The following is a 23,173-nucleotide window of genomic DNA, read 5'->3' on the forward strand; positions in this document are numbered from 1 at the left end:
GCCGCGCGGGGGGGGGGGGGCCGCGCCCCCGGGGGGGGGGGGGGGGGGCGCCGCGGGGCGCCCCCCCGGGGGGGGGGGGGGGGGGGGGGGGGGGGCCGCCCCCGGGGCCCCCCCCCCCCCCCCGCCTCGCCCGGTTCACCCCTCCGGCAGGGTCATGCCGAGTTCTCGCATGGCCGCCGACTCCGGGCCGCCTTCGGAGCGCTGGGTCTTGTAGCCCTTGATGCCGGGAGCCACCGTGCGCGGGTCGACGGCCTCGGAGGGCGCGCCTGACGCGTACAAGCCCGTGGGCTGCCCGTCACGGTCGTGGGGAAGAAGCCAGAAGACCCGGCGCACGAAAGTGCCCGACACACGCGAGGAGCGGGCTTTTGGATCGAGGATCGCGTAGCCGACCATCCGGCCGGCCCGGTGGTAGGCGGGCTTGCCCCGACGGGTCGGCAGCCGGTCCAGGGTCTGCCGGACGTAGTCGAGCGGCTCGATCGCCTCCAGCCACACGAGTTCCGTCTCGGAGCTGAGCTGCTCGGGCTCGATAAGCGCGCTCATACCGTCTTTCCCATCTCGGCGTTGAGTCCGATGCCCGGATAGAACTTCCGCTGGTTCGACAGAATCATCTGCTTGGGCGTGCTGATGCCGATGGTTTCTCGCACCCGGGCGGCGAAGGCTCTGGACGACACCGGGTTGGCTCCTTCGAGACGGCACCACCCGGTGTAGCTGCTGTACAGCTGGCTCTGTTCCGCCCGCATGGCGGGATCCAGTGTGCAGCACTCGCCCAGGAAGCGTCCGGTGTGGTCCTCGGTCTCCGCGTAGGCGGTCGTCGCCGTACGGACCTGCTGCGGGCCGGTCAGATCGTGGGGCCCGCTCAGGTAGCGGCGGGCGCCGGTGATGAGCCAGTGGAGGATGCCGGGGCCCTCCTCTGTGACCAGGACGTCTGCGAGGTTGTCGATCTGCCGGTCCGCCGCGACGACCCTCTCGAACGGGATCAGCTTCATACGACGCCAGAACGCGTACCCGCCGGTGCCGACCTCGGGACGGTGGTTGCCGAGCAGCCACAGCTTGTGGGTGGGGGTGAAACTGAAGAAGTCCTGCCGCATCCGGCGGGCCTTGATCCGGTCGCCGCCGGTGAGCAACTTCACCCTGGCCTCGTCGAAACGGTCACCGGGCTTCAGCTCGGAACACACGATGATGCGGCGGCCGTGGAGCTCGGCCAGGTCTGTGGGGTGCCCCTCGAAGGGACGGGCCATGAGGAAGCCGGGCGGGGCGGCGTCCGCGTAGTCCCCGAGGAGTTTGACCATTACGTCGAGGAGGACGCTCTTGCCGTTCTTTCCCTGCCCGTACAGGAACGGCATGATCTGGGCGCCGACGTCCCCGGTGATCGAGTACCCCAGGAGCTCGTGCAGGAAGTCGATGAGTGCCAGGCCGTCCTCGTCGTCGCCGAAGGTGTCGGTGAGGAACCGGTTCCAGCGCGGCGTGGACATCGCACGGGCGGAGACGCTCGTCGCCCGAGAGTGGAAGTGCTTCTCCGGGTCTGGTGCCGACAGCTGCCCGGTGGCCAGGTCGACCACCCCGTTGGGCGTGCACAGGGCGTACGGGTCGGCGTCCAGGCGTGCCGCGTTGAGCACCATGCCGGGGGCGGCCTTCGCCTGGAGCAGCATTGCCTTCATGCCGGACGTGGACAGGGCCCGGCGCTGGTGACGGCGGAGCTCAGCGGTGCTGCACCGGCCGCTCGGGTCGTTCTCCGTGAGGGACTCGGCCATCTCGCCGGCCGCCCACACCACGGCGTCGTCCTCGTCCAGGGCCCAGCGGTAGCCGGACCAGCGGTACCAGCCGATGCCCGGGACATGCCGGAAGTCCCGTCCGTACAGGGCGACGAACAGCTTCGCGTTGCCCCGGTCGCTGAGACTGTCGGGGAGCAGGCCGTGCTCGGTCGCGTGCGGTGACACGGTGGTGGCCGGCGTCTGGGCCGGTACGGCGGGGTGCGAGGTCGAGCGCAGGATCTGCCGGGCGATCTCCGCCGGGTCGAACAACTCCTCCTGGGGCTCCGGTACTCGGGTCACGAAGGGTCTCCCGGCATGAGAGGACGCTGTTGACCGGCGCTCATTCCGCTGCGGATGATCTGCAGGGCCCTTCGTTCTTGCGTGGGGCGGGCGTGGAGAGCCGCGGCGAGCAGCGCGGACTCGGCGGCGCCCGCGGTCAGATGACCTGCGCTCACCAGACCGCCGGCGGTGTAGGCGGCCCGGTTGAGTTTGTCGCTGAAGGCGGCCCCCTCGGGGACGGACGCGCAGCCGGTCACCGCGGCCAGGACCGTGGCGAGGGTGCGTCCCGCAGCGGCTCGGCCGCCGCCTGCCGCGATGACCGCGGCGCGGGCGCGCTGAGGGACGGGGGAGCTGGTGCGCTGGACCGGCGGTGCGGGCAGGTGCCCAGTGCGGGCCAGTTCCAGGGCCAGCCAGGACGGCAGCGGGGCGGGGCGGCGGGCGCTGCCCACCGCCGTGTACGTCCCCGCGTCGGTAGTGGTGCCGGGGGCGATGATGTAGCCGCCGTGCGCGCGGACGTCGACCTGCCAGGCCAGGGCCCGCGAGGGGCTGGACCCGGCCGAGCACTGCCACGCCTGCCCGGGCTCGGCCGCGTACCAGAGGTGCGTCCCGCCGGAGGGGGTGCGGACCTGGAGGGTGGAGGTGTCCTCCACCGGGTCGGGCTGGCCGCGCAGCGCCGCGAGGAGGGCGAGGCTGTGGTACCCGTGGCGCAGCCCGTTGAGGGAGACGGACGGGGGGATGGTGATCCCCGGCAGGAGCCGCTCCCGCTGCGGGGGCAGGGCCTCGTGGGCGTCCACGTCGATGACGACGAGGCCCGCCCCGCCGCAGGCCACACCCACGCCGGAACCGGGCTGCCGGCCCCACCAGTCCTCGATGCGGGAGGGGTCGGTGGTCGCCGCGTGGAAGCCGTGACACCAGCGGCCGGAGGGGATGCAGGGGCAGCCCTGCGGGCTGTGGCTCCGGACCTGACACTGTCGGCAATTCGCGCTGGGTGTCTTGCGGCGGGGTGCGAGAGGATGCACGGGCCATCCCTGGCCGGCGCACCACAGGGCGATTTCCAGAGGAGTCCCCGGCTGGTCGGCGCGGTGATTGCCGGGGCGGTCGGCCGGGCCGGCGTGGCGGACGCCCGGGCGGTCGACGTGGTGGCCGGGTTGAGCGCCCCGTCTTGAGTCGCTGCTTGATTTCCCCAGTTCAGGGGTCATGCAAAGTCCTCTCAGCGACCGAAGCGACCCAAAGTCAGAACATGCTTCAAGTAGGTTAGTGGAGGTCGGGGCGAAATCCGGTGAGTCCCTGCTGAAATTACGGGCCGAGAAAGGGCGGACGGACCCGATGACGGGGGAAGGCCGGGTCCGCCCGGCGGCCCGGCCGACGCATCGAGGGGAAGGCCGGGTGTGTCGGGTCAGCTCCAACTACCCCGCACGAGCGGCATGGAAGAGACGCCGTCACCCTCCGTACGCACGGCGAGGACCTGGTTGATGCCGATGCTGTTGCGCTCGAAGCCCAGGGCCGATGCCGCCATGTACAGACGCCAGACCCTGGCCCTGCCCCGCGAGGTGAGACGTTCCGCCTCGGCGAAGTGCTCTTCCAGGTTCCGTACCCAGGCCCGCAGCGTCAGCGCGTAGTGCTCGCGCAGGGCCTCCAGATCACGCACCTCGAAGCCCGCCTGCTCCAGCGAGGAGACGGTCGACCCGACGGGGGAGAGTTCGCCGTCCGGGAAGACGTACCGGTCGATGAACTCGTCCAGCCGGTAGCCCGCTTCGTCGGCCAGCGGGCGGCGCGCGATCTGGTGGTTGAGGAGACGGCCGCCGGGTCTGACCAACCGGTGCAGGATCTCCGCGTACTCCCGGTAACGGACCTGGCCGACGTGCTCGGCCATCCCCACGGAGGAGATCGCGTCGTACGGCCCGTCGTTGACGTCCCGGTAGTCCTGCACGCGGATCTCCACCCGGTCCGTCATGCCTGCCTCGGCTGCCCGCTTCCGGGCCAGATCGGCCTGCTCGACGGAGATGGTGATGCCGGTGGCGCGGACGCCGTAGTGCTGGGCCGCGTGCAGGACCAACGATCCCCAGCCGCACCCGACGTCGAGCAGGCGCTGCCCGGGGCGCAGCGCGAGCTTGCGGCAGATGAGGTCGAGCTTGGCGTACTGGGCGTCCTCAAGACTTCCGCCGGCCCGGTCCCAGTAAGCGCACGAGTAGACCATCGAGGGCCCCAGGACACGCGCGTAGAACTCGTTGCCCACGTCGTAGTGGTGGCTGATGGCAGCCCGGTCCCGGCGCTTGGTGTGCGCCTCGCCCCGGTGCCGGGACTCCTCGGCCGGGGGCGGCGGTGGTACGCCGGCACCCGCGAGCCGGATCAGGCCCGCAGCGAACCGCAGGGCCGTACCGTCGCGGACCATGCGGCGGCCCAGGTCGCGGCTGCCCCCCTCCGGGGCGACGGCGGCGAGCCGTCCCAGGGCGTCGTACAGGTCGCCCTCGATGTCGATCTCCCCGGCCACCCACGCGCGGGCCAGGGCGAGTTCGCCCGGGTGCCACAGCAGACGACGCAGGGCGCGGCGGCTGCGGACGACCAGGACCGGGGTGTCCTGCGGTCCGGTCTCGCTGCCGTCCCAGGCACGGATCCGAAGCGGCAGTGGGGTGCCCAACGCCTGCGCGGCGAGGGCGTCCAGCCGGTGTGCGGCGTCAGGAGCCATGAGGTTGCCTTCCTGTCTCGTCTCTCGTCCTCTTCGGAACAGCGGTTGGTGCTGAAGGTGGGGGGAGCCGGGGGGCCGGGGGCTGGGGGCTGGGGAATGGGAGGGGAATGGAGGTGGGGGAGCGGGACGGCGGTCGGCGCGGGGGTGTACGGCGGCGGTGGGTGCCGGGCGGAGTGGCTGTCACAGCGGGGAGAGGTCCGGACGCTTGGGGCCCATGCCGTTGCCCGACGACTGGCCGGTCAGCCGACGCATCAGCCAGGGCAGCAGGTGCAGGCGGGCCCAATGGAGGTCCTCGACCTGTACGGCCGGCCACGGGCGGGGCTCCGGCCCCGGCAGGGAGGCGGACTTCGGTACTGGGGCAAGCTCCGGCTGCGGAGGAAGACCGAGGACCTCGGCGGCCCGCCGGGCGACGTGCTCGTGGCCCTCGGAGGAGAGGTGCAGCCGGTCCTCGCTCCAGGCGCGCGGATGCTGGACCGCCCGCAGCGACCACAGATCGACCACCACGCAGCCGTGCTGGTCGGCGATGGCGCGGATATGAGCCGTGTAGATGGCGATCTTTCCGCGCAGCCGGCGCAGCACCGGCGTGTCGCGGGGGTCGAAGCCCGTGAAGACGAGGACCGTACCGGCCGCGCCGGTGAGCTCGGTGACCGCCGCGTCGAAGCGGGCGGCGATGTTGTCGGGGGAGCTGCCGGGGTGCAGCATGTCGTTGCCGCCGGCGCACAGGCTCACCAGGTCCGGCGCGAAGTCTCGTACGCGCGACACTTGTTCCTCGACGATGTCGTCGAGGAGCCGGCCCCGGACGGCGAGGTTGGCGTAGCGGAACTCCGGCGCGGGGGAGTGCGCGGCCAGCCGGGCGGCGAGCCGGTCGGCCCAGCCGATCACGGTGCCGCCGGGGGTCTCGTCCCCGACGCCCTCGGTGAAGCTGTCGCCGAGGGCCGCGTAGGAGCTGATGCCGGGGCGTGTGTACGGGACGCTGCCGAGACCGGTGTACACGCCGGGGACCATGGACGAGAGCTGGTTGTCTTCCGGCACGTCGCGTCCCCGCTTCATCTGTTCCGGCCGGCACCGTCGAAGGCACCGGAGCTGTCACGGTGAGGCGGCACGGGGCAGGGGCAGTCAGGGCATGAAGGACCTGGCCCGCGCCGTCTCGTGGCCAGAGCTTCACCCGATGTCAGGCGGGGGCGCAAAAACCTCGCGTTGAGAGTGTCACATTCCGCGTGGACGGTTTGTTTTTGCGGAGTCCTCCTTTGAGGGCTCCGCGGCGTCCTCCGGCACGTCCTCCGGCACGTCCGCCGCGGCGTCCTCCGAGCGGTCTGTCACGGTCGCAGGACGACCTTGCCCGTCGTACGCCGCTCCATCAGATCGGTGTGGGCCCTGGCGGCCTCGGCGAGCGGATACTCGGCGCCGGTCACTGGGCGCAGCCGCCCCTTGAGCGTGAGCGCGAACAGCTCCTCCAAAGGCACGCGCAGCCCTTCGGGCCTGGCCAGGGTGGGCCGTAGCCAGAAGCCGACGACGGCCGCGTTGAGCCGGCTGAGCCGGGCCGGGTCGAGCGCGGCGAAGGCGGTACGGGACGCGTTGCCGTACGTGACGAGCCGGCCGAAGTCGGCGAGGGAGCCGAGCGCGTGGTCGAAGAGACCGCCGCCGGCCGCGTCCAGGATGACGTCCGCCCGCAGCGGCAGCGGATACCGTGCGACCTCGTCCGCGCCCAGCTCCAGGGCCAGCCGCTCCTTCTCCGGCGTGGACGCCTGCGCCAGGACCCGCCCCGCCCCGAACTCCCGGGCCAGCTGCACCGCCAGGCTGCCCACGCCGCCCGCGGCGGAATGCACGACGACGCTCTCGCCCGCCTGGAGCCGGGCCGCGGAGCGCAGCAGGTGCCAGGCGGTGACGCCCTGCATGAGCAGGGCGAGAGCCCTGGGCGCGTCCAGCTCCTCGGGGGCCTCGACCAGGGCGGACTCCTTCGCGACCACCTGTTCCGCGTAACCGTGGCCGACCTTGGCGAGGACCCGGCGGCCGTCCTCGGTCCGGCCGACGACCTCGCTGCCGGGGATGTACGGCAACAGGCTCGGGTCGAGGTAGGAGCCGTCGACCTGGAGCGTGTCGGCGAAGTTGACGCCGGCGGCCTCCACGGTGATCAGGACCTCGCCGGGCCCGGGGACCGGGGCGGGCACGTCGACGGGCGTGAGGACTTCGGGACCGCCGAAACGGTCGAACCGTATAGCGAGCATGAGCAGGCACGGTACCCGGGGGCGGGGGGCAGACGCGCGCCTTCCGCTGTGGCTGCCGTCTTGCGCCTCTGTCGCCGAATCCTCCTGCGGTTCGCCGCCCAGGCCTGCCGCCGCGGCCTCCGCGACTCGGGGCACTCCGGCTCCACGCGAAATTCAAGAGCGACTCGCCAACGTGTGCTCCGACAGCGCCGGGGCGACGAGGAGCGGGGATGGTGCGGCAGCTCACCAGCGAGCGACCGACGGAGACCGAGCCGCACCGGCGCCGCGCGCGTTCCCGCCGGGGCGACGGTGATCTCGGCTTCCCGGCTCCCGGCTTCCCGGAGGCGGGTAGCTGACCCGGAAGTACGTGCTCTCCCGGAGGTGGGCAGCTGACCCGTAACGCCCCATACTCCCGCCGGTTCACGCGCGGGTGTTCTTCTCCTCACCCGGTGATCACCAGATTCCCCTCGCACGTCACAGAGTTCCGGATGAGCTTCATATGACCCTGTGTCCGGGAGGATGCGAAGCACTCGCCGCTGCCTCCGGAGCGGGGTTCTCGTAGCTGAGGCGAGAGAGCGAGTCTCATACGGGAAGCGACTGCTGAGGAGTCAGGATGACCAGGAATGACAGAGGTGTCATCGCAGTGCTGGACGAGGTGACGGCCCTGGTCCCGGTGCTTCGGGAGAGCGGAATCGCGGGCGAGGAGCGCCGTTGGATTCCGGACGAGAACATCGAACTGCTCGAAAAGGCCGGGGTGTTCCGGATAGCGGTTCCGCGCCGCTTCGGCGGCCTCGGCGTGCCGGTGGCCGATCAGGCCGCGGTCCTGAACGAGATAGCCCGGGCCGATTCGGCCACCGGGTGGGTCTCCATGATCTGGGTGTCCAGTTCCTGGGTTCCCAGCCTCTTTCCCGAACAGGCCCAGGAGGAGGTGTACGCGGGCGGCACGGTCCGCGTCTCCACCGGATTCACCCCCTCCGGGACACTGACGGCAGGCACCGCCGACGGAGACCCCGGCCCTGGCCCCGGCGCGCCGGGCGACTACACCCTCGACGGCTCCTGGAAGTGGATCTCCGGCTCCCAGGGCGCGGACTGGGCCGTGCTCGCCGCGCTCCTCACCGACCCGGACGGGACCCCCGTCCCGCACGCCGCCCTCGTGCCGTTCTCCGCGCTCTCCGTCGCCGACGACTGGTACTCCTCCGCGGGCGCCGGGACCGGCAGCTCCACGGTCACCGCCGTCGGCGTCCCCATTCCCGCCCACCGGGTGCTGCCCCTCGCGGACGTCCTCGCCGGCGGGGACTACGCGTTCGTGCCCTACTTCATGGCACAGGGCGCCGCCGCCTACATCGGCATGGCCAAGGGCGCGTACGAGAGGTTCCTGGAGCGGCTGCCCGGGCGCGGCATCACCTACACGTCCTGGACCGACCAGGCCCAGTCGCCCGTGACCCAGATCCAGGTGGCTGTCGCCGCCAACAAGATCGAGGCCGCGGACGCACTCCAGGAGCGCTGGCTGCGTCGGCTCCAGGAGCACGCGGACGCCGGCACCCAGCCGGACCGGGCGGAGCGGGCCGCCGCCCGCGGTCGCGCCGCGTACGCCGTTCAGCTCGCCAAGGAGGCCGTCGACGAGCTGTTCGAGGCCGGCGGGGCCTCGGTGATCCTGCGCGACGAGCCGCTGCAACGCTTCCACCGCGACATCCGCGGCCTGTCGCTGCACGCCCTTTTCACGTTCACGACCAACCAGGAGGTGCACGGTCGGGCCATCCTCGGCCTCGCCCCCGACACGGCGTTCCTGTGACCGCCCCGGACGGTCCGAACCGGCCACCCCAGGAAGGCACCCCGCCGCGATGACGACCACGAGGACGAAGACCGACGACGACCATTCCGGCACGACGGTGCTCGTGCTCGGCGGGACCGGCAAGACCGGCCGCAGGCTCGTGCCCCTTCTCCAGGACCACGGCGTGAGCGTACGGGCCGCCGGCCGCCGGGGCCCGGTCCTGTTCGACTGGGACCGTCCGGACACCTGGGAGCGCGCCCTCGAAGGCGCCGACGCCGTCTACCTCGTGGACGCGCAGGACCGGCCCGGGCAGTGGGACGCCGAAGGCTGCATCCGCGCCTTCGCCGACCTCGCCGTGGACCAGGGGGCGCGCCGGATGGTGCTGCTCCAGGCCCGCGTGACCGAGCGGGTCGGCGGCAAGTCCTTGATCGCGGGGGAGCGGGCGGTGCAGGAGTGCGGAGCCGAGTGGACCGTGTTGCGGCCCAACTGGTTCTTCCAGAACTTCGACGAGGGCGTCTTCCTCGACTGCCTGCTCGCGGGCGAACTGCCGCTGCCCGCGGGCGAGGGCCGGGAGCCGTTCGTGGACGCCGAAGACGTCGCCGCGGTGGCGGCCGCCGCGCTCCTCCAGGACGGCCACGCCGGCGAGACCTACGAACTCAGCGGTCCGCGCGCCCTCAGCTTCGGCGAGGCCATCACCTCGATCGCGCACGCCACCAACCGGGATATCCGGTATGCGCCCGTCACGCACCAGGACTACGTCGACGAACTCGTCTGCTACGACGTGGCCGCCGACTACGCCCTGTTCCTCGCGGAACTCGTCGCCCAGATCCGCGACAACAAGAACTCGGTCCCGACCGACACGGTGCGCCGGATCCTGGGGCGCGAGCCGCGGGACTTCGAGGACTACGTGAAGGACGCGGCGTTGCGCGGGGTCTGGGACCTCTGAGCGGCGGCCTTTCGCGCCCGGTCTCCGAGCCGGGACCCCATCACCGATTGACAACTCACCCCGACGGCCGGGTTCCTGCCCGGCCGCCCTCTTTCGAGCATCAGGAAGACCTCATGAGCGACGCATCCGCCCACATCGGTGTCACCGGCCTTGCGGTCATGGGCCGCAACCTGGCCCGCAACTTCGCCCGCAACGGTTTCACCGTCGCCATCCACAACCGCACCCCCGCCCGGACCCGGGCGCTCGTCGACGAGTTCGGCCACGAGGGCGCCTTCGTCCCGGCCGAGACCCCCAAGGAGCTGGTGGCCGCCCTTCAGCGTCCCCGTCGCCTGATGGTCATGGTGCAGGCCGGTGAGGCGACCGACGCCGTCATCGACGAGTTCGCCCCGCTCCTGGAGGCGGGCGACATGATCATCGACGGCGGCAACGCCCACTTCGCCGACACCCGACGCCGCGAAGTCACCCTGCGGGAGCAGGGCATCCACTTCGTCGGCGCCGGCGTCTCCGGAGGTGAGGAGGGCGCTCTGAACGGCCCGTCGATCATGCCCGGCGGGTCCGTGGAGTCCTACGCGGTTCTCGGTCCGATGTTCGAGGCCATCAGCGCGAAGGTCGACGGCGAGCCGATGAGCACGCATGTCGGCACGGACGGCGCCGGGCACTTCGTCAAGATGGTCCACAACGGCATCGAGTACGCCGACATGCAGCTCATCGCGGAGGCGTACGACCTGTTGCGCCAGGTCGGCCGGTACACCCCTGCCGAGATCGCCGGCATCTTCCGCACATGGAACACCGGCCGCCTCGACTCCTACCTCATCGAGATCACCGCTGAGGTCCTGGCCCACACCGACTCCGACACCGGCAAGCCGTTCGTCGACGTCGTCGCCGACGCGGCCGGCCAGAAGGGCACCGGCCGCTGGACCGTGCAGAGCGCCCTCGACCTCGGCTCCCCGGCCACCGCCATCGCCCAGGCCACCTTCGCCCGCGCCGCCTCCTCGCAGCAGGCCCTGCGCACGGCCTACCGGGAACTGCCCGGCGGAGTCAGCCCGGACCTCACCCGCAGCGAGGCCGGACGCTTCACCGCCCAGGTCGAGCAGGCCCTGTACGCGTCGAAGGTCATCGCCTACGACCAGGGCTTCACCATGATCCGCGACGCTGCCGACGAGTACGGGTGGGACATCGACCTCAGTGCCGTCGCCGGGATCTGGCGGGCCGGCTGCATCATCCGCGCCGCGTTCCTCGACCGCGTCCGCGCCGCCTACGCCGAGTCCCCCGCCCTGCCGAGCCTGCTGTCGCAGCCGGAGTTCACGGCGGAGATCACCGACGCCCAGGTGCCCTGGCGCGAGACCATCGCCTCCGCCACGCGTCGCGGCATTCCCGTGCCCGCCCTCGCGGCCGCCCTCGCGCACTACGACACCCTGCGCGCCGGCCGTCTGCCGGCCGCCCTGCTTCAAGGCCAGCGCGACTACTTCGGAGCCCACACCTACCGGCGCACCGACCGCCCCGGCGCCTTCCACACGCACTGGGCCAAGGAGGGCCGCCCCGAAACCGCGTCCTGATCCTGCTCCTGGGCGGCGGCGACCGTGGCCGCTCGTCCGGCCGTGTCACCCGGTGGGCCTCAGCCCCTTGATGTCGCAGAGGGCGGCGCCGGAGGTGACCGACGATCATGCCCCGCATCGGAGAGGCGAGGGTGTCGCCCGAGGCGGTCAGGCCCGACTTCCTGGCCGCCCGGTGCTTCGGCTTGGCACCCGCCGCGACGCCCTGACGGGCCAGGGCGTCGTGGCGGTGCCGAGGCTGGAGGGGAAGGGGGCCGGGGCCTCCTCCGCCCCCGCGACCGGGCCCGGGGCGCCGGCGACCAGCGGGGCGCCCGCGCGCTGGGCGATGTGACGCGCCGCCACCTGGCCGATCCACGTCGGACCGGCGTCCAGGGCCGCCTGCGCGAACTCCGCGTTCTCCGACAGAACGCCCCGTCGGCGGCCCGGACACGCAGGGCGTCCCGGTCGGGCTCGGCGTACACGGCTACGCTGCCGACGGCGGAATCCCGGCAGGAACGGGCCACCCGAGCAGCGATCTCACCGCGACCGGCGATCGGGATCTTACGTACGACGGCTCCTCACGCCTGTCTCACGACGTACCCATACGTGTCTCATGTTCGGGCGGCAGGTATCCGCGCCGGTGCGGACGCAGCGGCAGGTGGGCCTCCACACAGGTCCCCTCGACCGGCGAACTGCTGACGGTCAGCCGACCGCCGGCATCCTCCATCCGCTCCGTCATGGAACGGAACCCCTGATGGGGGTGGCCGGGCCGCAGCACCCGGTCGACGTCGAACCCGTGACCGTCGTCCTTCACACTCGCGTACGCCCACCAGCGGGTGGACCGTACGGAGACCTTCACGCGTCCCGCACCCGCGTGCGTGAAGCTGTTGCGCAGCGCCTCACGGACCGTGAGGTACAGGTCCCGGCGCCGTACGTCGGGAAGGAGGCCCTCGTCGCCCGTCACGCGGACGGTCACGCGGACCCCGGCCGGGGCGGCCTCGGTGGCGAACTCGCGCAGCGCCATGTCGAGCGGCGGCACCGTCGATCGTTCCCGTACGCCGCCGACCAGGGCGCGCAGCCGCGCGTCCGTGGCCCGCAGCGCGTCCCGGGCGGCCGCGATCCGCTCGGCGGCGACCCGCTGCGGCAGTTCGTCGCAGTCCTCCAGGGCCAGCCGGGCCGCGTTGACGTCGTCGCCGACGGCGTCATGCAGCTCGCGGGAGATCCGGCGCTGTTCCTGCCAGCAGCACACCGCCTGATCCACCGGGGCGCCGTTCCCTTCGGCCCGCCGGACCGCCTCGGCGAGGGCCCGCACAGCCCCCTCGTCGAGGCGGCCGCTCTCCAGCATCTGGAGTACGGCGCACTCCATCAGCAGGACCGACACCGCCGCGCTGTGGTGCGGCGGGAGCCGCGCCGGCGCGACGGGTGGCGCGGCCTCGGGCCACCCGCCGACGCCGGTGCCGAAGGCGGTGGTGAGGACGGCGCGTGCCCGGCCGTTCAGCGCCTGGCGTACGGAGCTGTCCCAGCGTTCCGCCGTGCTCAGGGTCGCGGGCAGCGCCGACTCGAAGCGGCGCAGCACCGCGTCCAGGTAGGCGGGACCGGGCCCCTGGGGGGCTGTCTCCGGCCTCCCGGGGGCGAGCCGGCGTGCGAGGGGCGGCCCGGGGGACGCCTGTTGCGCCACCCGGGCGAGCCCCTGCTGCAGGGCTTCGGCGAAACCGGGGCCGATGACGGAGTCCCAGCCGCCGACGGTGGGGGCGGTCATCGGGACGGGGAGTCCGTGCGCTGGAACGCGCCGTTGAAGAAGAGCAGCGCGTCCTCGGCCTCACCGCGGCTCGCTCCCACCACGTCGCCGATGAAGACGGTGTGGTCGCCCGAAGCGTAGGCGGCGGAGACCTCGCACTCCAGCCAGGCCATGGACCCGCCTAGGAGCGGCGCGCCCGTCCGGGGGCCGTGCACCCAGTCGACGCCGGTGAACTGAGCGGGTCCGAGGGTCCGCTTCTTGTCGGCGAAGAACCGCGCCAGACCCTCCTGGCCGGCCTCCATGATGGAGACGCCGAAGTGACCGGCCGACGTGATCGCCTCGTACATCACCGCGTTGTGCGCTATGCAGCACAGGACGGACGGCGGGTCGAGGGAGACCGACGCGAAGGCGTTCGCCGTCATGCCGTGGATGTGCTCCCCGCCGACGGACAGCACGGTGACACCGGTCGCGAACAGGGACATGACCTCGCGCAGGGGGGCGGGATTCGCCGCCGGCCCCCGGGAAACGGCGAGGTCAGTGGATACGGAATTCATGCCGCGCCTTTCATGTAATCCATGGGAAGAAATGTACGGGCGGCGTCCCGGGGGCGGGGAACCGTCGAGTAACTGTCCGCTCAGCAGTGTGCGCAGGAGCGGAGGATTACCGTCTCGTGAGCGGGCGTTCGTGGGGGGTTACTTCTCCACGGGTAGGATCTGGGCGTTTCGGTCAGGGCACTATCTGGTGAGGGGTGACATGAATACCGTCTCTGCTGATCCGCAGCTCGCGGAACCGTATCTGCTCGGATGGCTGGCTTCACTCGGACTCGACGTCGATTACGTACGGGCCGAGGGAAATACCCTCTATTACCTCGGGGAGAGCGGCGAGGAGATACCCGTCGTGGATTTCGCGGGCGGGTACGGTTCGCTGATCCTCGGGCACAACCATCCGGAGATCACCAAGTACGCGCAGCAGCTGATCGCGTCCCAGACGCCGGTGCACGCGCAGTTCTCCCGCCATCCGTACGCGAACGACGTCGCCGTCGCACTCAACCGGATACTCCAGCGCGAACTCGGCACGGACGAGAACTACTCCGCCATCTTCGCCAACACCGGTGCGGAGGCGATCGAGGCGGCCGTCAAGCACGCCGAGTTCGACCGCGGGCTCCGGATCGCCGAGCTCCGCGAGCGGCTGGCCGGGAACCTGGCCGCCGCCCGTGCCGCGGTCGCGGGCGGCGCGGCCGTGGCGGCGGAGGCGTTCCGCCTGCTCGGCGTGGAGGCGCGGGACGGGGTGGCGGGCTTCGAGGCGCTGGTGGCCGAGATCGAGCGGCGCAACGCCGAGCAGACCGGCCGGCCGCCCGTGCTCCTCACCCTGGAGGGAGGCTTCCACGGCAAGCTGGTCGGCAGCGTCCAGCTCACCCACAACGAGGGCTACCGGGTGCCGTTCGCCGCGCTCGCGACGTCCGCCCGGTTCATCCCCGCCGGCAGCGCGCAGGCCCTCAAGGCCGTCGTCGAGGGCGAGCGGGCGACCGTGTTCGACCTGGTCGTCGAGGGCGGCACGGTCTCGGTGGCCGAGCGGAACTCCCCGGTGTTCTGCGCCTTCGTCCTGGAGCCCATTCAGGGCGAGGGCGGCATCCGTGTCCTGACCGACGAATTCGCCCAGGAGATCCAGCGGGCGTGCGCCGAGGTCGACTGCCCCGTCATCGTGGACGAGGTGCAGAGCGGAATGGGCCGCAGCGGTGACTTCCTGGCGAGTTCGGCGATGGGCCTGCGCGGCGACTACTACGCGCTCGCCAAGAGTCTGGGCGGCGGAATAGCGAAGACGTCCGTCATGCTCACCCGCCAGTCCCGCTACCGCTCCGAATTCGAGCTGGTGCACAGCTCGACCTTCGCGAAGGACGCCTTCTCGTGCTCCATCTCCAGGAAGGTCCTGGAGATCCTTGAAGCCGATGACGGCGCCGCCTACCGGACCATACGCGAGCGCGGAGAGAAGCTGCTCGGCACGCTGGAGAGCGTACGCGCCGACTTCCCCGACGTGGTGAAGGACGTGCGAGGGCGGGGCCTGATGCTGGGACTCGAGTTCCACGACCAGTCCGGTTCCGGCTCCGAGACCATCCGGGAGGCCGCGCCGCTCCTCGGCTACTCGGTCGCCGGGTATCTGATGCGTGAGCACCGGATCCGCACGTTCCCGACCGCGAGCGCCGTGAACACCCTCCGGTTCGAGCCCTCGCTGTATCTGACCGACGCCGAGATCCAGCAGCTCGACGGGGGACTGCGGGGCGCCTGCCTGCTCTTCCGCACCCACGACGGGGCCGGTCTCACCGGGACGGCCGCCGACGAGGTCTGAGGGGGTTCCGCCCGCCTGGGTACGCGGGGCCGGACCCAGGCCGGGGCCCCGAACGGGCTCCGGCCCGCCCGGTCCTGACGCCGGCCGGGTCAGACCCCGACCGGGCTCGCCAGTGCCGCCCCTCGCGCCGCCGACGCGGCGGCCAGGGAGCGGTTCGCCGGCGGCAGCAGGGTGAGCGTGGAGACCCGGCGCCGTCCACCGCCCCAGCCGGGGCGGCGTTCGAGCAGTTCCGGCCGGGCCGTGGCGACGACGATCAGCGGCACGGAACCGGCCCCGTCGGCGAGCTGCTCCAGCCGGTCGAGGAGCGCGTCACCGGCGAGGTGCACGTCGTCGAGGACCACGACCAGCGGTTCGAGCGCGGCGGCCAGCGCGAGGAACTCGCTCCACACCGCCATGACCTCCGGCATCCGGGCCTGGGGCGGTGCCGGCATCCCCGGCAGCAGCGGCAACAGCGTCCGGCGTAGCCGGCCCCGGCGCTCCTCGGTGACCGGCAGCCGCCACAGGGCCGCCGTGAGCTTCTCCCGCACCACCCGGGCCGGGTCTCCCGGCAGCAGTCCGCTGTACTCGGCGAGGATATGCCCCGGCATCGCCCCGGGCCCGTCCTGTGCTGTCGGTTCGCGGGCGACGAGGATCCGGCCGGCGGTCTCGGGCTGCCGGGCGATGCTGTACCCGAACTCCCGCAGCAGATGGGACTTGCCGACGCCGGGCGCGCCGAGCACCGTCACCAGATGCGGCACGGAGCGGTTCCTGGCCCAGTCGAGCAGGCCGTTCAGCACGCCGAGTTCGTAGGGGCGGTCAGGGACGCCGCCGGTCTCCTGCCGAGCGAGGTAGACGGCCTGCCAGGCGTCCGGGGCGCCCCCGGCCGGCCGGGCCACGACTGCGGTGCCGGCGGCGTGCCGGGCGGCGCCGCTCATCCACACCTCGTCCTCCGGTACCTGGGTGAGCAGGGCCCTGCCGTCGTCGAGGACGGAGCCCACCGCCGTCAGCGGGGGCGCCCCGTCGGCGCCGCTGCGGAGCCGTATCAGCGCCTGGCCGGTGGTCACCGCGGCCCGCAGGGAGGATTTCTGGTCGTCGGCGAACCGTTCCCTCAGGGTGAGCGCGGCACGCACGGCGCGCTCGGGGTCGTCGTGGCGAGGCCCGTGCACCCCGAAGAGGGCGAGCGAGACGGAGCCGATGGAGGCCGTGACCGTACCGCCGAACCGTTCGATGACCTGGCCGACGACGTTCTCGGCGCTGCACAGGGTGCTGCTGATCTCGCCGGGGGCCGCGTCGTCGAGGCCGTTGTGGCGGACGTTCACGAGGACGGCGGTCACGGCGATGCGCTGGGTCACCGTGGTGGGCGCGCCGCCTGTGCGGGGCGGCGCGGGAGCCGGCCGCGGCTCGTCCCGCGGTCCCGCGGGCGTGGCGGCCGGCGCCGGTGTCCCGGACGGCGGCGGTGTCTCGGACGGCGGTGCCGGCGTCAGGGTGGCGGCGGACCGGCGGATCACGGGCCAGCCGACCTCCTGGGTCAGCGCGGCGTCGTGGGTCAGTATCGAGCGCTGGAGCATCCGCAGGCCATGCCCCGGCTCCAGGCCGAGGTTGTCCACCAGGGCGGAGCGGGCCCGGTCGTAGACGTTGAGGGCGTCGGCCTGGCGGCCGCAGCGGTAGAGGGCGATCATCAGCTGGCCGCAGGCTCGTTCGCGGAGCGGCTCGGTGTCGACGAGCGTCGTCAGGTCGCCGATCACCGAGTGGTGGCGTCCGCATGCCAGTTCGACGTCGAAGAGGTCCTCAAGGGCGTCGAGACGGGTCCTGCGGGTCGCCTCGATCTCCGGCCAGGCGAAGCCCGACTCGGCGAGGTCGGCGAGGACCGGGCCTCGCCACAGGTCCAGGCCCTCCCGCAGGAGCTGCGCGGCCGTCTCGGGGGCGTCGGCGGCGAGCGCCGCCCGCCCCTCCGAGACGCGCCGCTGGAAGACGGACAGGTCGAGGTGGTCGGGGTCGACGCGCAGCACGTAGCCCGGGGTCCGGGTTATCAGGGCAGGCGGGTTCCCGAGCACCGGGGCGGGTAACGAGCCCAGCATCGAACGCAGTCCCCAGATCGCGTTGTGCAGGATCTTCCGGGCCGTGACCGGGGCGTCGTCGGAGTCCCACAACGCCTGCACGAGTTCACTGGCGGCGACGACCCGGTTGGTCCGCAGCAGCAGGTAGCCCAAGGTCGCCCGCTGTTTCGTCCCCCCGAGTGGAACGGGTTCGCCCTCGGCCGTCACTTCCAAAGGCCCCAGCAATCCGAACTGCACAGCCCCCCGCTCTCCGGGAACAGAAAATTCCCTCTCATCGAATGGCTTTCCGACCCGGATCGGTGGGGAATTCTTTGAAGCGTCAGATGGCCCGAGTCGCGCAGGTCGGAGGATTCGACTCGAAGGGTGGCAGAGGCTTCTTGAAGACCCCTTGAAGTCCGTGCCGCCCGTCTGGTAAGGGGTCGCGCCGGCCCCGGGACGGTATCCCCGGGATAACTCGCTGACCTGAAAGTGCGTGGTTCCGTGATCGGCGGGACTGCTGCATGCTTGATCCGTGAGGCCCTCCCGGGCCCGCATACACCTCCTCAGCCTGTCCGAAGGAATCGCCATGGCCGCCAAGGTGGAGACGTTCTCGGAGATCGAGGGGGAATTCTTCGACTATGTCAGGGACATCGTCTACTGCACCATGATCACTGTGGACAGGAAGAACCGGCCGAGGGCCCGGGTCCTGCTACCGGTCTGGGAGGTCGTCGAGGGGCGGCCGGTCGGCTGGCTCGCTGTCCACCGGACGCCCGTCAAAACGGCCCATCTGGCCAACAACCCGCACACCACGTACTCGTACTGGAACCCCCGGCAGAACGCGGTCTTCGTCGACAGCGTCACCACATGGGCCCCGGAACCGGAGATCCGGCAGTACGCCTGGGAGCTCTACCGCAGGGGGAGCCCGCCGGGGGTCGGCTACGACCCCCGCAACTTCTGGAACGGCGGCCCCACCGATCCTGAGTACCACCTGTTGCGCATCGACCCCTGGCGGATCCAGGTGCTGCGCGGCACGGACCTTTCGAGCCGCATGTGGACGGACGAGTCCGAGCGCTGAACTCCCCGGTGGGGGTCAGTCGATGCCGCGGACGATATGCGTCTCACCGGGGCGCTCGTCGTCGGCCCCGGCGAGCTGGAGCGGCGGTTGGAACACCGCGCGCCGCAGTGCCTCGGGGAGGGTGTCGCCCCCGCGGATCACATGGAGCAGCGCCTCGGGGAACGCGTGGTCGACATCGGGCTCGTACAGATCGCGCATCATGTCCTCCGGTTGTCGGATGGATCGGCTCCGGCGCCAGGTCTCCCGCCCTCCGGGCCAGGGTGAGGGGGAGCCAGGTGGGGTGGACGCTCTCCTTGGCGCCGCACAGCAGCGTCGCGATCACGGCCGCCCCGTGCTCGGCGTCGTGGCCGGCAGGACCCGTACGGGGCGGCCCGGCGTCGTCGAGCGGTGTGTTACGCCGTCGAGCCCGCGGCGAGCAAGCCGTTCGTGATGATCTCGCAGACGTCGGCGATGCGGTCGTCCAGGTAGAAGTGGCCGCCGGGGATGATCTCCAGGCCGAAGTCGCCGGTGGTGTGGTCGTGCCAGGCCGCCGTCTCGTCGATCGCCACCACGGGGTCCGCGTCGCCGACGATGGCCGTGACGGGGGAGTCGAGCGGGGGGCCGCCGTCCCAGGTGTACGTGCCGAGGGCGCCGTAGTCGGCGCGGAGGGCCGGCATCACCATGGCGAGCAGCTCGGGGTCGTCGAGCACCGCGTGGCCCGTGCCGCCGAGGCCGCGTACCGCGGCCAGGATCTCGGCGTCGCTGCCGAGCCGGTCGTGCGCGTTGGGCAGCCTGGACGGCGCTCCGCGCCCGGAGAGGAAGACCCGGCGCGGCCCCGGCCGACCGGCGGCGGCGAGCCGGCGGGTCGTCTCGTACGCGAGGACCGCGCCCATGCTGTGCCCGAACAGGGCGTACGGCTCGTCGGTCAGTGGCTCAAGGGCCGCGGCGAGAGCGTCGGCGTGGGCGGTGATGCCAACGTACGGCTCCTCGCGCCGCCGGTCCTGGCGCCCCGGGTACTGGACGGCCAGCACGTCGAGACGCCCGTCGAACGCCCGCGACAGGGGAAGGAACGAGCTGGCCGAGCCGCCCGCGTGCGGGAAGCACACCAACCGCATGCGGCCCTCGGGGGCCGGACCGAAGCGCCTGAACCACGTGCTATCCACTACGTCCCTTTCTGCGGGCCGGTGCCCGGTGGCACCAGACGGGGGAGCATGAACTGCCAGAACTGGCTCAGCCGTTCCTGGGAGAGCCAGGCGGGATCCTTACGGCCGAGCGCCTCGAAGCCCACGGTCGACGCGACGACGACCGTGACGACGTCCTCCGGACTGGTGCCCTCGGCGAGCGCGCCCAGGTCCGAGGCGTGCCGCAGCGCGGCCTCGATCCATTCCCGCCACTGGCCGTGCAGGTCGACCCGGCTCTGCCACGAGGGCTCGCAGCCGAGCGTGAACCCGGCGCGCAGGACGACATCGGTGTTCAGCTGGTCGAAGAGCCGGCTGGAAGTGTCGACGAGGTTCTGGATCGGGTCCACGTCCGCCGGGTTCGCCTCCGGAGTGTCCGCGCCGAGGCGATCGGCGCCCGGGTCGGCTCCGGTGATCAGTCGCAGCCGCTGCTCGGCCGCGTCCTCGATCGCGTGCGCCAGCGCTCCCTTGCTGGCGAAGTGGAAGTGCAGGGCGCCACTGCTCACTCCGGCCCGGCTGGAGATGGCGGAGAGCGAGGCCGACACGAATCCATCGGCGTCGAAGACCTCCGCAGCGGACCGCAGGAGCGCTTCGTGTGTCCGAACAGCGCGCTGTTGCTTAGCCATGTGCACTCCGTGGATGCTTGGGGCTCTGCTGACGGCCCCTCAAGAACTCACAGCGTAATGAACCGCCCGTGCGGTTTGCTATCGCCCGACGGAGAAGGGAGTCTTGAAAGAACCATCCAGTCGGAACCCAAGAGTCCGGTTCCTGGCCTGCCCGGGCGGGGGAGGCCGGGCAGGCCAGGAGAAGAGGCCCTCTACTGAGGCAGCAGGGTTCCGGCGACCGGGCGGTCGATGGCCATCAGCCACCGGCCGTCCTCGCCGAGGCGGAGCACGTCGGTGCAGTTGCCCTCGATGCGGACGGGCTCGCCGTCCGGGCCCGTGCTGTCGACGCTGAACTTCACGCCGATCAGGGCCACGTCACCGGCCACGTACCCGTGCGTGATCTCGGCCTTGAGGAACGGCTTCGGCGCCAGGAATTCCTTGAAGAACTCCAGGCGATCCTTCCCCGTGAGCGGCGAGCCGGAGAAGTTCGAGATCGCGTCCTCGCGGTAGAGGAGGTCGAACAGGGCGCCGTCACCGGAATTGAACAGCTGGATGAAGATCTCGTTCTGAGTGTCCGAATCACTGGTGAGATCCGGGTTGTCGACATCGAAGTCGACCGTGATACCGGGAATGCTCATGGTCTGCGACACCACTTTCTTTGGTCAGGGGATGGCCGAGGGAGAGCGCGACGGGGGGAGCGGTCAGCTCTGCTCGCCGTACGGGTCGTCGATGGCGTAGCGCCATTTGCCGTCCTCCCCCTTGCGCAGTACGTCGACGCCGACGCCCGTGAGGAGCTCGGGGGCGCCCGACTCGTCGACCGTCGCTATGGACCAGTCCACGATCAGGAGTGCGGTGTCACCGGTGACGAACGTCTGGCGCGGCTTGGCGCTCATCTTCGGCTTGAGGGCCAGGAACTCCTTGGCGGAGTCCTTCCGGGCCTGACCCGTGAGCGGCTTGCCCGGCTCCCAGACCGCGACGGCCTCGTCGGTGTACATCGCGTTCACGGCGTCGACGTCGCCGGCGTTGAAGGCCGCTTCGTACAGTGCGGTGTGCTTTTCGACATCGCTGGTGAGATTGCTCATGGCGAGACCATTCCTGCTTTCTTCCGGCACGACGCCCGGGAATACGAGGAGTTTCACGAGGATCTGCCCCGAACGTAAAGGATCGATGCTCACCGGCCGCCCACCGATAGCTAACGGTTCGGCCACCTGATGGCCGAACCGGACGGTTACCCGAGCATGAGCCGGTGTTGAGAGGAAACGGGTCGATGAGTCTTAGGGTCGACAACGCGGGGTCCATATCCGGGATACTCAGGCCGCTTCGAAATCAGTCTGGAAAGGGCAGCCGAGCGCCATGACGATTAATCGTAATTCTGTGGAGACCGGGGCGTCGCGAGACGCCGACAAGGCCGTCGCCGTCATCGGCATGTCCTGCCGGCTCCCCATGGCCTTCGGCCCGGCCGACTTCTGGCAGTTGCTGCGCGGCGGCGGCGACGTGATCACCGACGTGCCGCCCGGCCGCTGGGACACCACGGAACCCGCCGCCGGACCGGGCGTCCGCCGCGGCGGGTTCCTCGACGGCATCGGCGACTTCGACGCCGGTTTCTTCGGGATCTCGCCCCGCGAGGCCGCCGCCATGGACCCGCAGCAGCGACTCGTCCTCGAACTGGTTTGGGAGGCACTGGAGGACTCCGGCGTCGTCCCCGCCCGGCTGCGCGACTCCCGTACCGCCGTCTTCGTCGGCACCCTGCGCGACGACTACACGAGCCTCGCCAACCAATACGGCGAGCAGGCCATCACCCAGCACTCCATGACCGGCCTCAACCGCGGCGTCATCGCCAACCGCGTCTCCTACTACCTGGGCCTGCGCGGGCCGAGCCTCACCGTCGACGCAGCCCAGTCCTCCTCCCTCATCGCCGTCCACCTGGCGTGCGAGTCGCTGCGCTCGGGCGAGTCCACCACCGCCGTCGCCGCGGGCATCAACCTCAACATTCTCGGCGAGAGCGCCGTGACCGAGGAGCGGTTCGGCGGTCTCTCCCCCGACGGCACCGCCTACACCTTCGACGCCCGCGCCAACGGCTTCGTACGGGGCGAGGGCGGCGGCGTCGTCGTCCTGAAGCCCTTGGCCCGGGCCGTTGCCGACGGCGACCGGATCTACGGCGTCATCCGGGGCAGCGCGGTCAACAACGACGGCGCCACACCCGGCCTCACCGTGCCCAGCCGCGAGGCCCAGCGCGACGTCATCCGCGAGGCATACGGAAAGGCCGGAATTAGCCCCTCCGACGTTCAGTACGTCGAACTGCACGGCACCGGCACCCCCGTCGGAGACCCCATCGAGGCCAACGCCCTCGGCGACGTCTTCAGCTCCCACCGTGCGCCCGGCGACCCTCTGTTCGTCGGCTCGGCCAAAACCAACGTCGGGCACCTGGAGGGCGCCGCCGGCATGATCGGCTTGCTCAAGGCCCTCCTCAGCCTCACGCACCGCGAGATACCCGCGAGCCTCAACTTCCAGACGCCGAACCCGGCGATCGACCTCGACAGCCTCGGCCTCTCCGTACCCCGCGAACTCACCGCCTGGCCGCATCCCGACCGCCCCCTGGTCGCGGGCGTCTCCTCCTTCGGCATGGGCGGCACCAACTGCCACGTCGTCCTCACCGAAGCGCCCGCCCAGGAGACCGCGGAGGCCGGGCCGGCCTCCGCGGTCTCGGGGCCCGGACTGCCCTGGATCCTCTCCGGCCGGGACACGGACGCGCTGCGCGCCCAGGCCGCGAAGCTTCGCGCCTTTGCCACCACGAGCGACGCCGGGACCGTCGACCTCGGCTGGTCCCTGCTGACCACCCGCACCACCTTCGACGCGCGCGCGGTCGTCCTCGCAGACGGGAAGGACGCGTACCTCGCCGGCCTCGACTCCCTCGTGGACGGAACACCGGGCCCCGGAGTCGTCACCGGAAACGTAAGGGATGGCCGGCTGGGTTTTCTGTTCACTGGTCAGGGTGCGCAGCGGGTGGGTATGGCGGGTGAGTTGTATGCGTCGTTCCCGGTGTTCGCGGTGGCGTTCGATGAGGTGTGTGG

At 71.5% G+C, this 23,173-nt stretch carries 20 protein-coding genes and 1 pseudogene; 6 read left to right on the forward strand and 15 right to left on the reverse strand.

Going from position 1 to position 23,173, the window contains the following annotated elements; translation table 11 throughout:
• Window positions 1-135: 135 nt before the first annotated feature.
• The 6 genes from ACH4KB_RS37335 to ACH4KB_RS37360 all read right to left on the reverse strand — a co-directional run bounded on the left by ACH4KB_RS37335 (window position 136) and on the right by ACH4KB_RS37360 (window position 6,941).
• A complete protein-coding gene (locus tag ACH4KB_RS37335; protein ID WP_398071462.1) occupies window positions 136-540 on the reverse strand; it encodes a DUF6009 family protein in 405 nt (134 codons plus the stop codon).
• Window positions 537-2,051: a phage/plasmid primase, P4 family gene (locus ACH4KB_RS37340; protein WP_398071464.1), complete on the reverse strand. Its 1,515-nt coding sequence runs from the start codon at window positions 2,049-2,051 to the stop codon at window positions 537-539. Before ACH4KB_RS37340 ends, ACH4KB_RS37335 begins: the two co-directional genes overlap by 4 nt.
• The gene (locus tag ACH4KB_RS37345; protein ID WP_398071466.1) at window positions 2,048-3,049 is read right to left on the reverse strand and encodes a bifunctional DNA primase/polymerase; all 1,002 of its coding nucleotides are present in this window, start codon (window positions 3,047-3,049) and stop codon (window positions 2,048-2,050) included. Before ACH4KB_RS37345 ends, ACH4KB_RS37340 begins: the two co-directional genes overlap by 4 nt.
• Before the next feature lie 377 nt (window positions 3,050-3,426).
• Window positions 3,427-4,716: a class I SAM-dependent methyltransferase gene (locus ACH4KB_RS37350; protein WP_398071468.1), complete on the reverse strand. Its 1,290-nt coding sequence runs from the start codon at window positions 4,714-4,716 to the stop codon at window positions 3,427-3,429.
• A gap of 180 nt (window positions 4,717-4,896) precedes the next feature.
• On the reverse strand, window positions 4,897-5,721 hold the full coding sequence (locus tag ACH4KB_RS37355) for an SGNH/GDSL hydrolase family protein (RefSeq protein WP_398071498.1): 825 nt from the start codon (window positions 5,719-5,721) through the stop codon (window positions 4,897-4,899).
• 311 nt (window positions 5,722-6,032) lie between these two features.
• Window positions 6,033-6,941, reverse strand: a complete 909-nt coding sequence (locus tag ACH4KB_RS37360) for a zinc-binding alcohol dehydrogenase family protein (RefSeq protein WP_398071470.1) — start codon at window positions 6,939-6,941, stop codon at window positions 6,033-6,035.
• Between the two features lie 592 nt (window positions 6,942-7,533).
• On the opposite strand from ACH4KB_RS37360, the gene ACH4KB_RS37365 reads away from it, so the two are divergent.
• The 3 genes from ACH4KB_RS37365 to gndA all read left to right on the forward strand — a co-directional run bounded on the left by ACH4KB_RS37365 (window position 7,534) and on the right by gndA (window position 11,193).
• The gene (locus ACH4KB_RS37365) at window positions 7,534-8,712 is read left to right on the forward strand and encodes an acyl-CoA dehydrogenase family protein (protein ID WP_398071472.1); all 1,179 of its coding nucleotides are present in this window, start codon (window positions 7,534-7,536) and stop codon (window positions 8,710-8,712) included.
• Window positions 8,713-8,761: 49 nt separating this feature from the next.
• The gene (locus tag ACH4KB_RS37370) at window positions 8,762-9,637 is read left to right on the forward strand and encodes an NAD(P)H-binding protein (RefSeq protein ID WP_398071474.1); all 876 of its coding nucleotides are present in this window, start codon (window positions 8,762-8,764) and stop codon (window positions 9,635-9,637) included.
• 113 nt (window positions 9,638-9,750) lie between these two features.
• On the forward strand, window positions 9,751-11,193 hold the full coding sequence (gndA, locus tag ACH4KB_RS37375) for an NADP-dependent phosphogluconate dehydrogenase (protein ID WP_398071476.1): 1,443 nt from the start codon (window positions 9,751-9,753) through the stop codon (window positions 11,191-11,193).
• 249 nt (window positions 11,194-11,442) lie between these two features.
• Here the strand turns inward: gndA and ACH4KB_RS37380 are convergent.
• The 3 genes and pseudogenes from ACH4KB_RS37380 to ACH4KB_RS37390 all read right to left on the reverse strand — a co-directional run.
• Window positions 11,443-11,729, reverse strand: a pseudogene (locus ACH4KB_RS37380) (biotin carboxylase N-terminal domain-containing protein); the annotation flags it as partial.
• 29 nt (window positions 11,730-11,758) lie between these two features.
• Complete coding sequence (locus tag ACH4KB_RS37385) at window positions 11,759-12,928, reverse strand: sensor histidine kinase (protein WP_398071478.1); 1,170 nt, start codon at window positions 12,926-12,928, stop codon at window positions 11,759-11,761.
• Entirely contained in the window at window positions 12,925-13,461 is a 537-nt protein-coding gene (locus ACH4KB_RS37390; protein ID WP_398071480.1) for a flavin reductase family protein, read from the reverse strand. The genes ACH4KB_RS37385 and ACH4KB_RS37390 overlap by 4 nt, the downstream gene beginning before the upstream one ends.
• Before the next feature lie 199 nt (window positions 13,462-13,660).
• On the opposite strand from ACH4KB_RS37390, the gene ACH4KB_RS37395 reads away from it, so the two are divergent.
• A complete protein-coding gene (locus ACH4KB_RS37395; RefSeq protein ID WP_398071482.1) occupies window positions 13,661-15,250 on the forward strand; it encodes an aspartate aminotransferase family protein in 1,590 nt (529 codons plus the stop codon).
• 89 nt (window positions 15,251-15,339) lie between these two features.
• On the opposite strand, the gene ACH4KB_RS37400 is transcribed toward ACH4KB_RS37395, so the two are convergent.
• Entirely contained in the window at window positions 15,340-17,523 is a 2,184-nt protein-coding gene (locus tag ACH4KB_RS37400) for a BTAD domain-containing putative transcriptional regulator (RefSeq protein WP_398071483.1), read from the reverse strand.
• Window positions 17,524-17,851: 328 nt separating this feature from the next.
• Here ACH4KB_RS37400 and ACH4KB_RS37405 point away from each other — a divergent pair, with 328 nt between their 5' ends.
• A complete protein-coding gene (locus ACH4KB_RS37405; protein WP_398071485.1) occupies window positions 17,852-18,340 on the forward strand; it encodes a pyridoxamine 5'-phosphate oxidase family protein in 489 nt (162 codons plus the stop codon).
• 15 nt (window positions 18,341-18,355) lie between these two features.
• On the opposite strand, the gene ACH4KB_RS37410 is transcribed toward ACH4KB_RS37405, so the two are convergent.
• From ACH4KB_RS37410 to ACH4KB_RS37430, 5 genes are all read right to left on the reverse strand, one after another.
• Complete coding sequence (locus tag ACH4KB_RS37410) at window positions 18,356-18,541, reverse strand: hypothetical protein (protein ID WP_398071487.1); 186 nt, start codon at window positions 18,539-18,541, stop codon at window positions 18,356-18,358.
• A 191-nt stretch (window positions 18,542-18,732) separates the two neighbouring features.
• On the reverse strand, window positions 18,733-19,482 hold the full coding sequence (locus ACH4KB_RS37415; RefSeq protein WP_398071489.1) for a thioesterase II family protein: 750 nt from the start codon (window positions 19,480-19,482) through the stop codon (window positions 18,733-18,735).
• The gene (locus ACH4KB_RS37420; protein ID WP_398071491.1) at window positions 19,482-20,123 is read right to left on the reverse strand and encodes a ScbR family autoregulator-binding transcription factor; all 642 of its coding nucleotides are present in this window, start codon (window positions 20,121-20,123) and stop codon (window positions 19,482-19,484) included. The genes ACH4KB_RS37415 and ACH4KB_RS37420 overlap by 1 nt, the downstream gene beginning before the upstream one ends.
• Window positions 20,124-20,314: 191 nt before the next feature.
• On the reverse strand, window positions 20,315-20,740 hold the full coding sequence (locus tag ACH4KB_RS37425; protein ID WP_398071492.1) for a YybH family protein: 426 nt from the start codon (window positions 20,738-20,740) through the stop codon (window positions 20,315-20,317).
• A gap of 63 nt (window positions 20,741-20,803) precedes the next feature.
• Window positions 20,804-21,184, reverse strand: coding sequence for a YybH family protein (locus ACH4KB_RS37430; protein ID WP_398071494.1), 381 nt, complete (start codon window positions 21,182-21,184; stop codon window positions 20,804-20,806).
• A gap of 271 nt (window positions 21,185-21,455) precedes the next feature.
• On the opposite strand from ACH4KB_RS37430, the gene ACH4KB_RS37435 reads away from it, so the two are divergent.
• Window positions 21,456-23,173: type I polyketide synthase (locus ACH4KB_RS37435; RefSeq protein WP_398071496.1), on the forward strand; the 1,718-nt coding region annotated here is incomplete at its 3' end.

It is taken from the genome of Streptomyces sp. NPDC017520 (assembly GCF_044329855.1).
Taxonomy (GTDB): Bacteria; Actinomycetota; Actinomycetes; order Streptomycetales; family Streptomycetaceae; genus Streptomyces.

What these genes read in the sequence shown, in the direction of transcription:
- ACH4KB_RS37335 (WP_398071462.1), bottom strand. Translation starts at nt 540, where the DNA reads ATGAGCGCGCTTATCGAGCCCGAGCAGCTCAGCTCCGAGACGGAACTC.
- ACH4KB_RS37350 (WP_398071468.1), bottom strand. Translation starts at nt 4,716, where the DNA reads ATGGCTCCTGACGCCGCACACCGGCTGGACGCCCTCGCCGCGCAGGCG.
- ACH4KB_RS37355 (WP_398071498.1), bottom strand. Translation starts at nt 5,721, where the DNA reads ATGGTCCCCGGCGTGTACACCGGTCTCGGCAGCGTCCCGTACACACGC.
- ACH4KB_RS37360 (WP_398071470.1), bottom strand. Translation starts at nt 6,941, where the DNA reads ATGCTCGCTATACGGTTCGACCGTTTCGGCGGTCCCGAAGTCCTCACG.
- ACH4KB_RS37365 (WP_398071472.1), top strand. Translation starts at nt 7,534, where the DNA reads ATGACCAGGAATGACAGAGGTGTCATCGCAGTGCTGGACGAGGTGACG.
- ACH4KB_RS37370 (WP_398071474.1), top strand. Translation starts at nt 8,762, where the DNA reads ATGACGACCACGAGGACGAAGACCGACGACGACCATTCCGGCACGACG.
- gndA (WP_398071476.1), top strand. Translation starts at nt 9,751, where the DNA reads ATGAGCGACGCATCCGCCCACATCGGTGTCACCGGCCTTGCGGTCATG.
- ACH4KB_RS37385 (WP_398071478.1), bottom strand. Translation starts at nt 12,928, where the DNA reads ATGACCGCCCCCACCGTCGGCGGCTGGGACTCCGTCATCGGCCCCGGT.
- ACH4KB_RS37390 (WP_398071480.1), bottom strand. Translation starts at nt 13,461, where the DNA reads ATGAATTCCGTATCCACTGACCTCGCCGTTTCCCGGGGGCCGGCGGCG.
- ACH4KB_RS37395 (WP_398071482.1), top strand. Translation starts at nt 13,661, where the DNA reads ATGAATACCGTCTCTGCTGATCCGCAGCTCGCGGAACCGTATCTGCTC.
- ACH4KB_RS37405 (WP_398071485.1), top strand. Translation starts at nt 17,852, where the DNA reads ATGGCCGCCAAGGTGGAGACGTTCTCGGAGATCGAGGGGGAATTCTTC.
- ACH4KB_RS37410 (WP_398071487.1), bottom strand. Translation starts at nt 18,541, where the DNA reads ATGATGCGCGATCTGTACGAGCCCGATGTCGACCACGCGTTCCCCGAG.
- ACH4KB_RS37420 (WP_398071491.1), bottom strand. Translation starts at nt 20,123, where the DNA reads ATGGCTAAGCAACAGCGCGCTGTTCGGACACACGAAGCGCTCCTGCGG.
- ACH4KB_RS37425 (WP_398071492.1), bottom strand. Translation starts at nt 20,740, where the DNA reads ATGAGCATTCCCGGTATCACGGTCGACTTCGATGTCGACAACCCGGAT.
- ACH4KB_RS37430 (WP_398071494.1), bottom strand. Translation starts at nt 21,184, where the DNA reads ATGAGCAATCTCACCAGCGATGTCGAAAAGCACACCGCACTGTACGAA.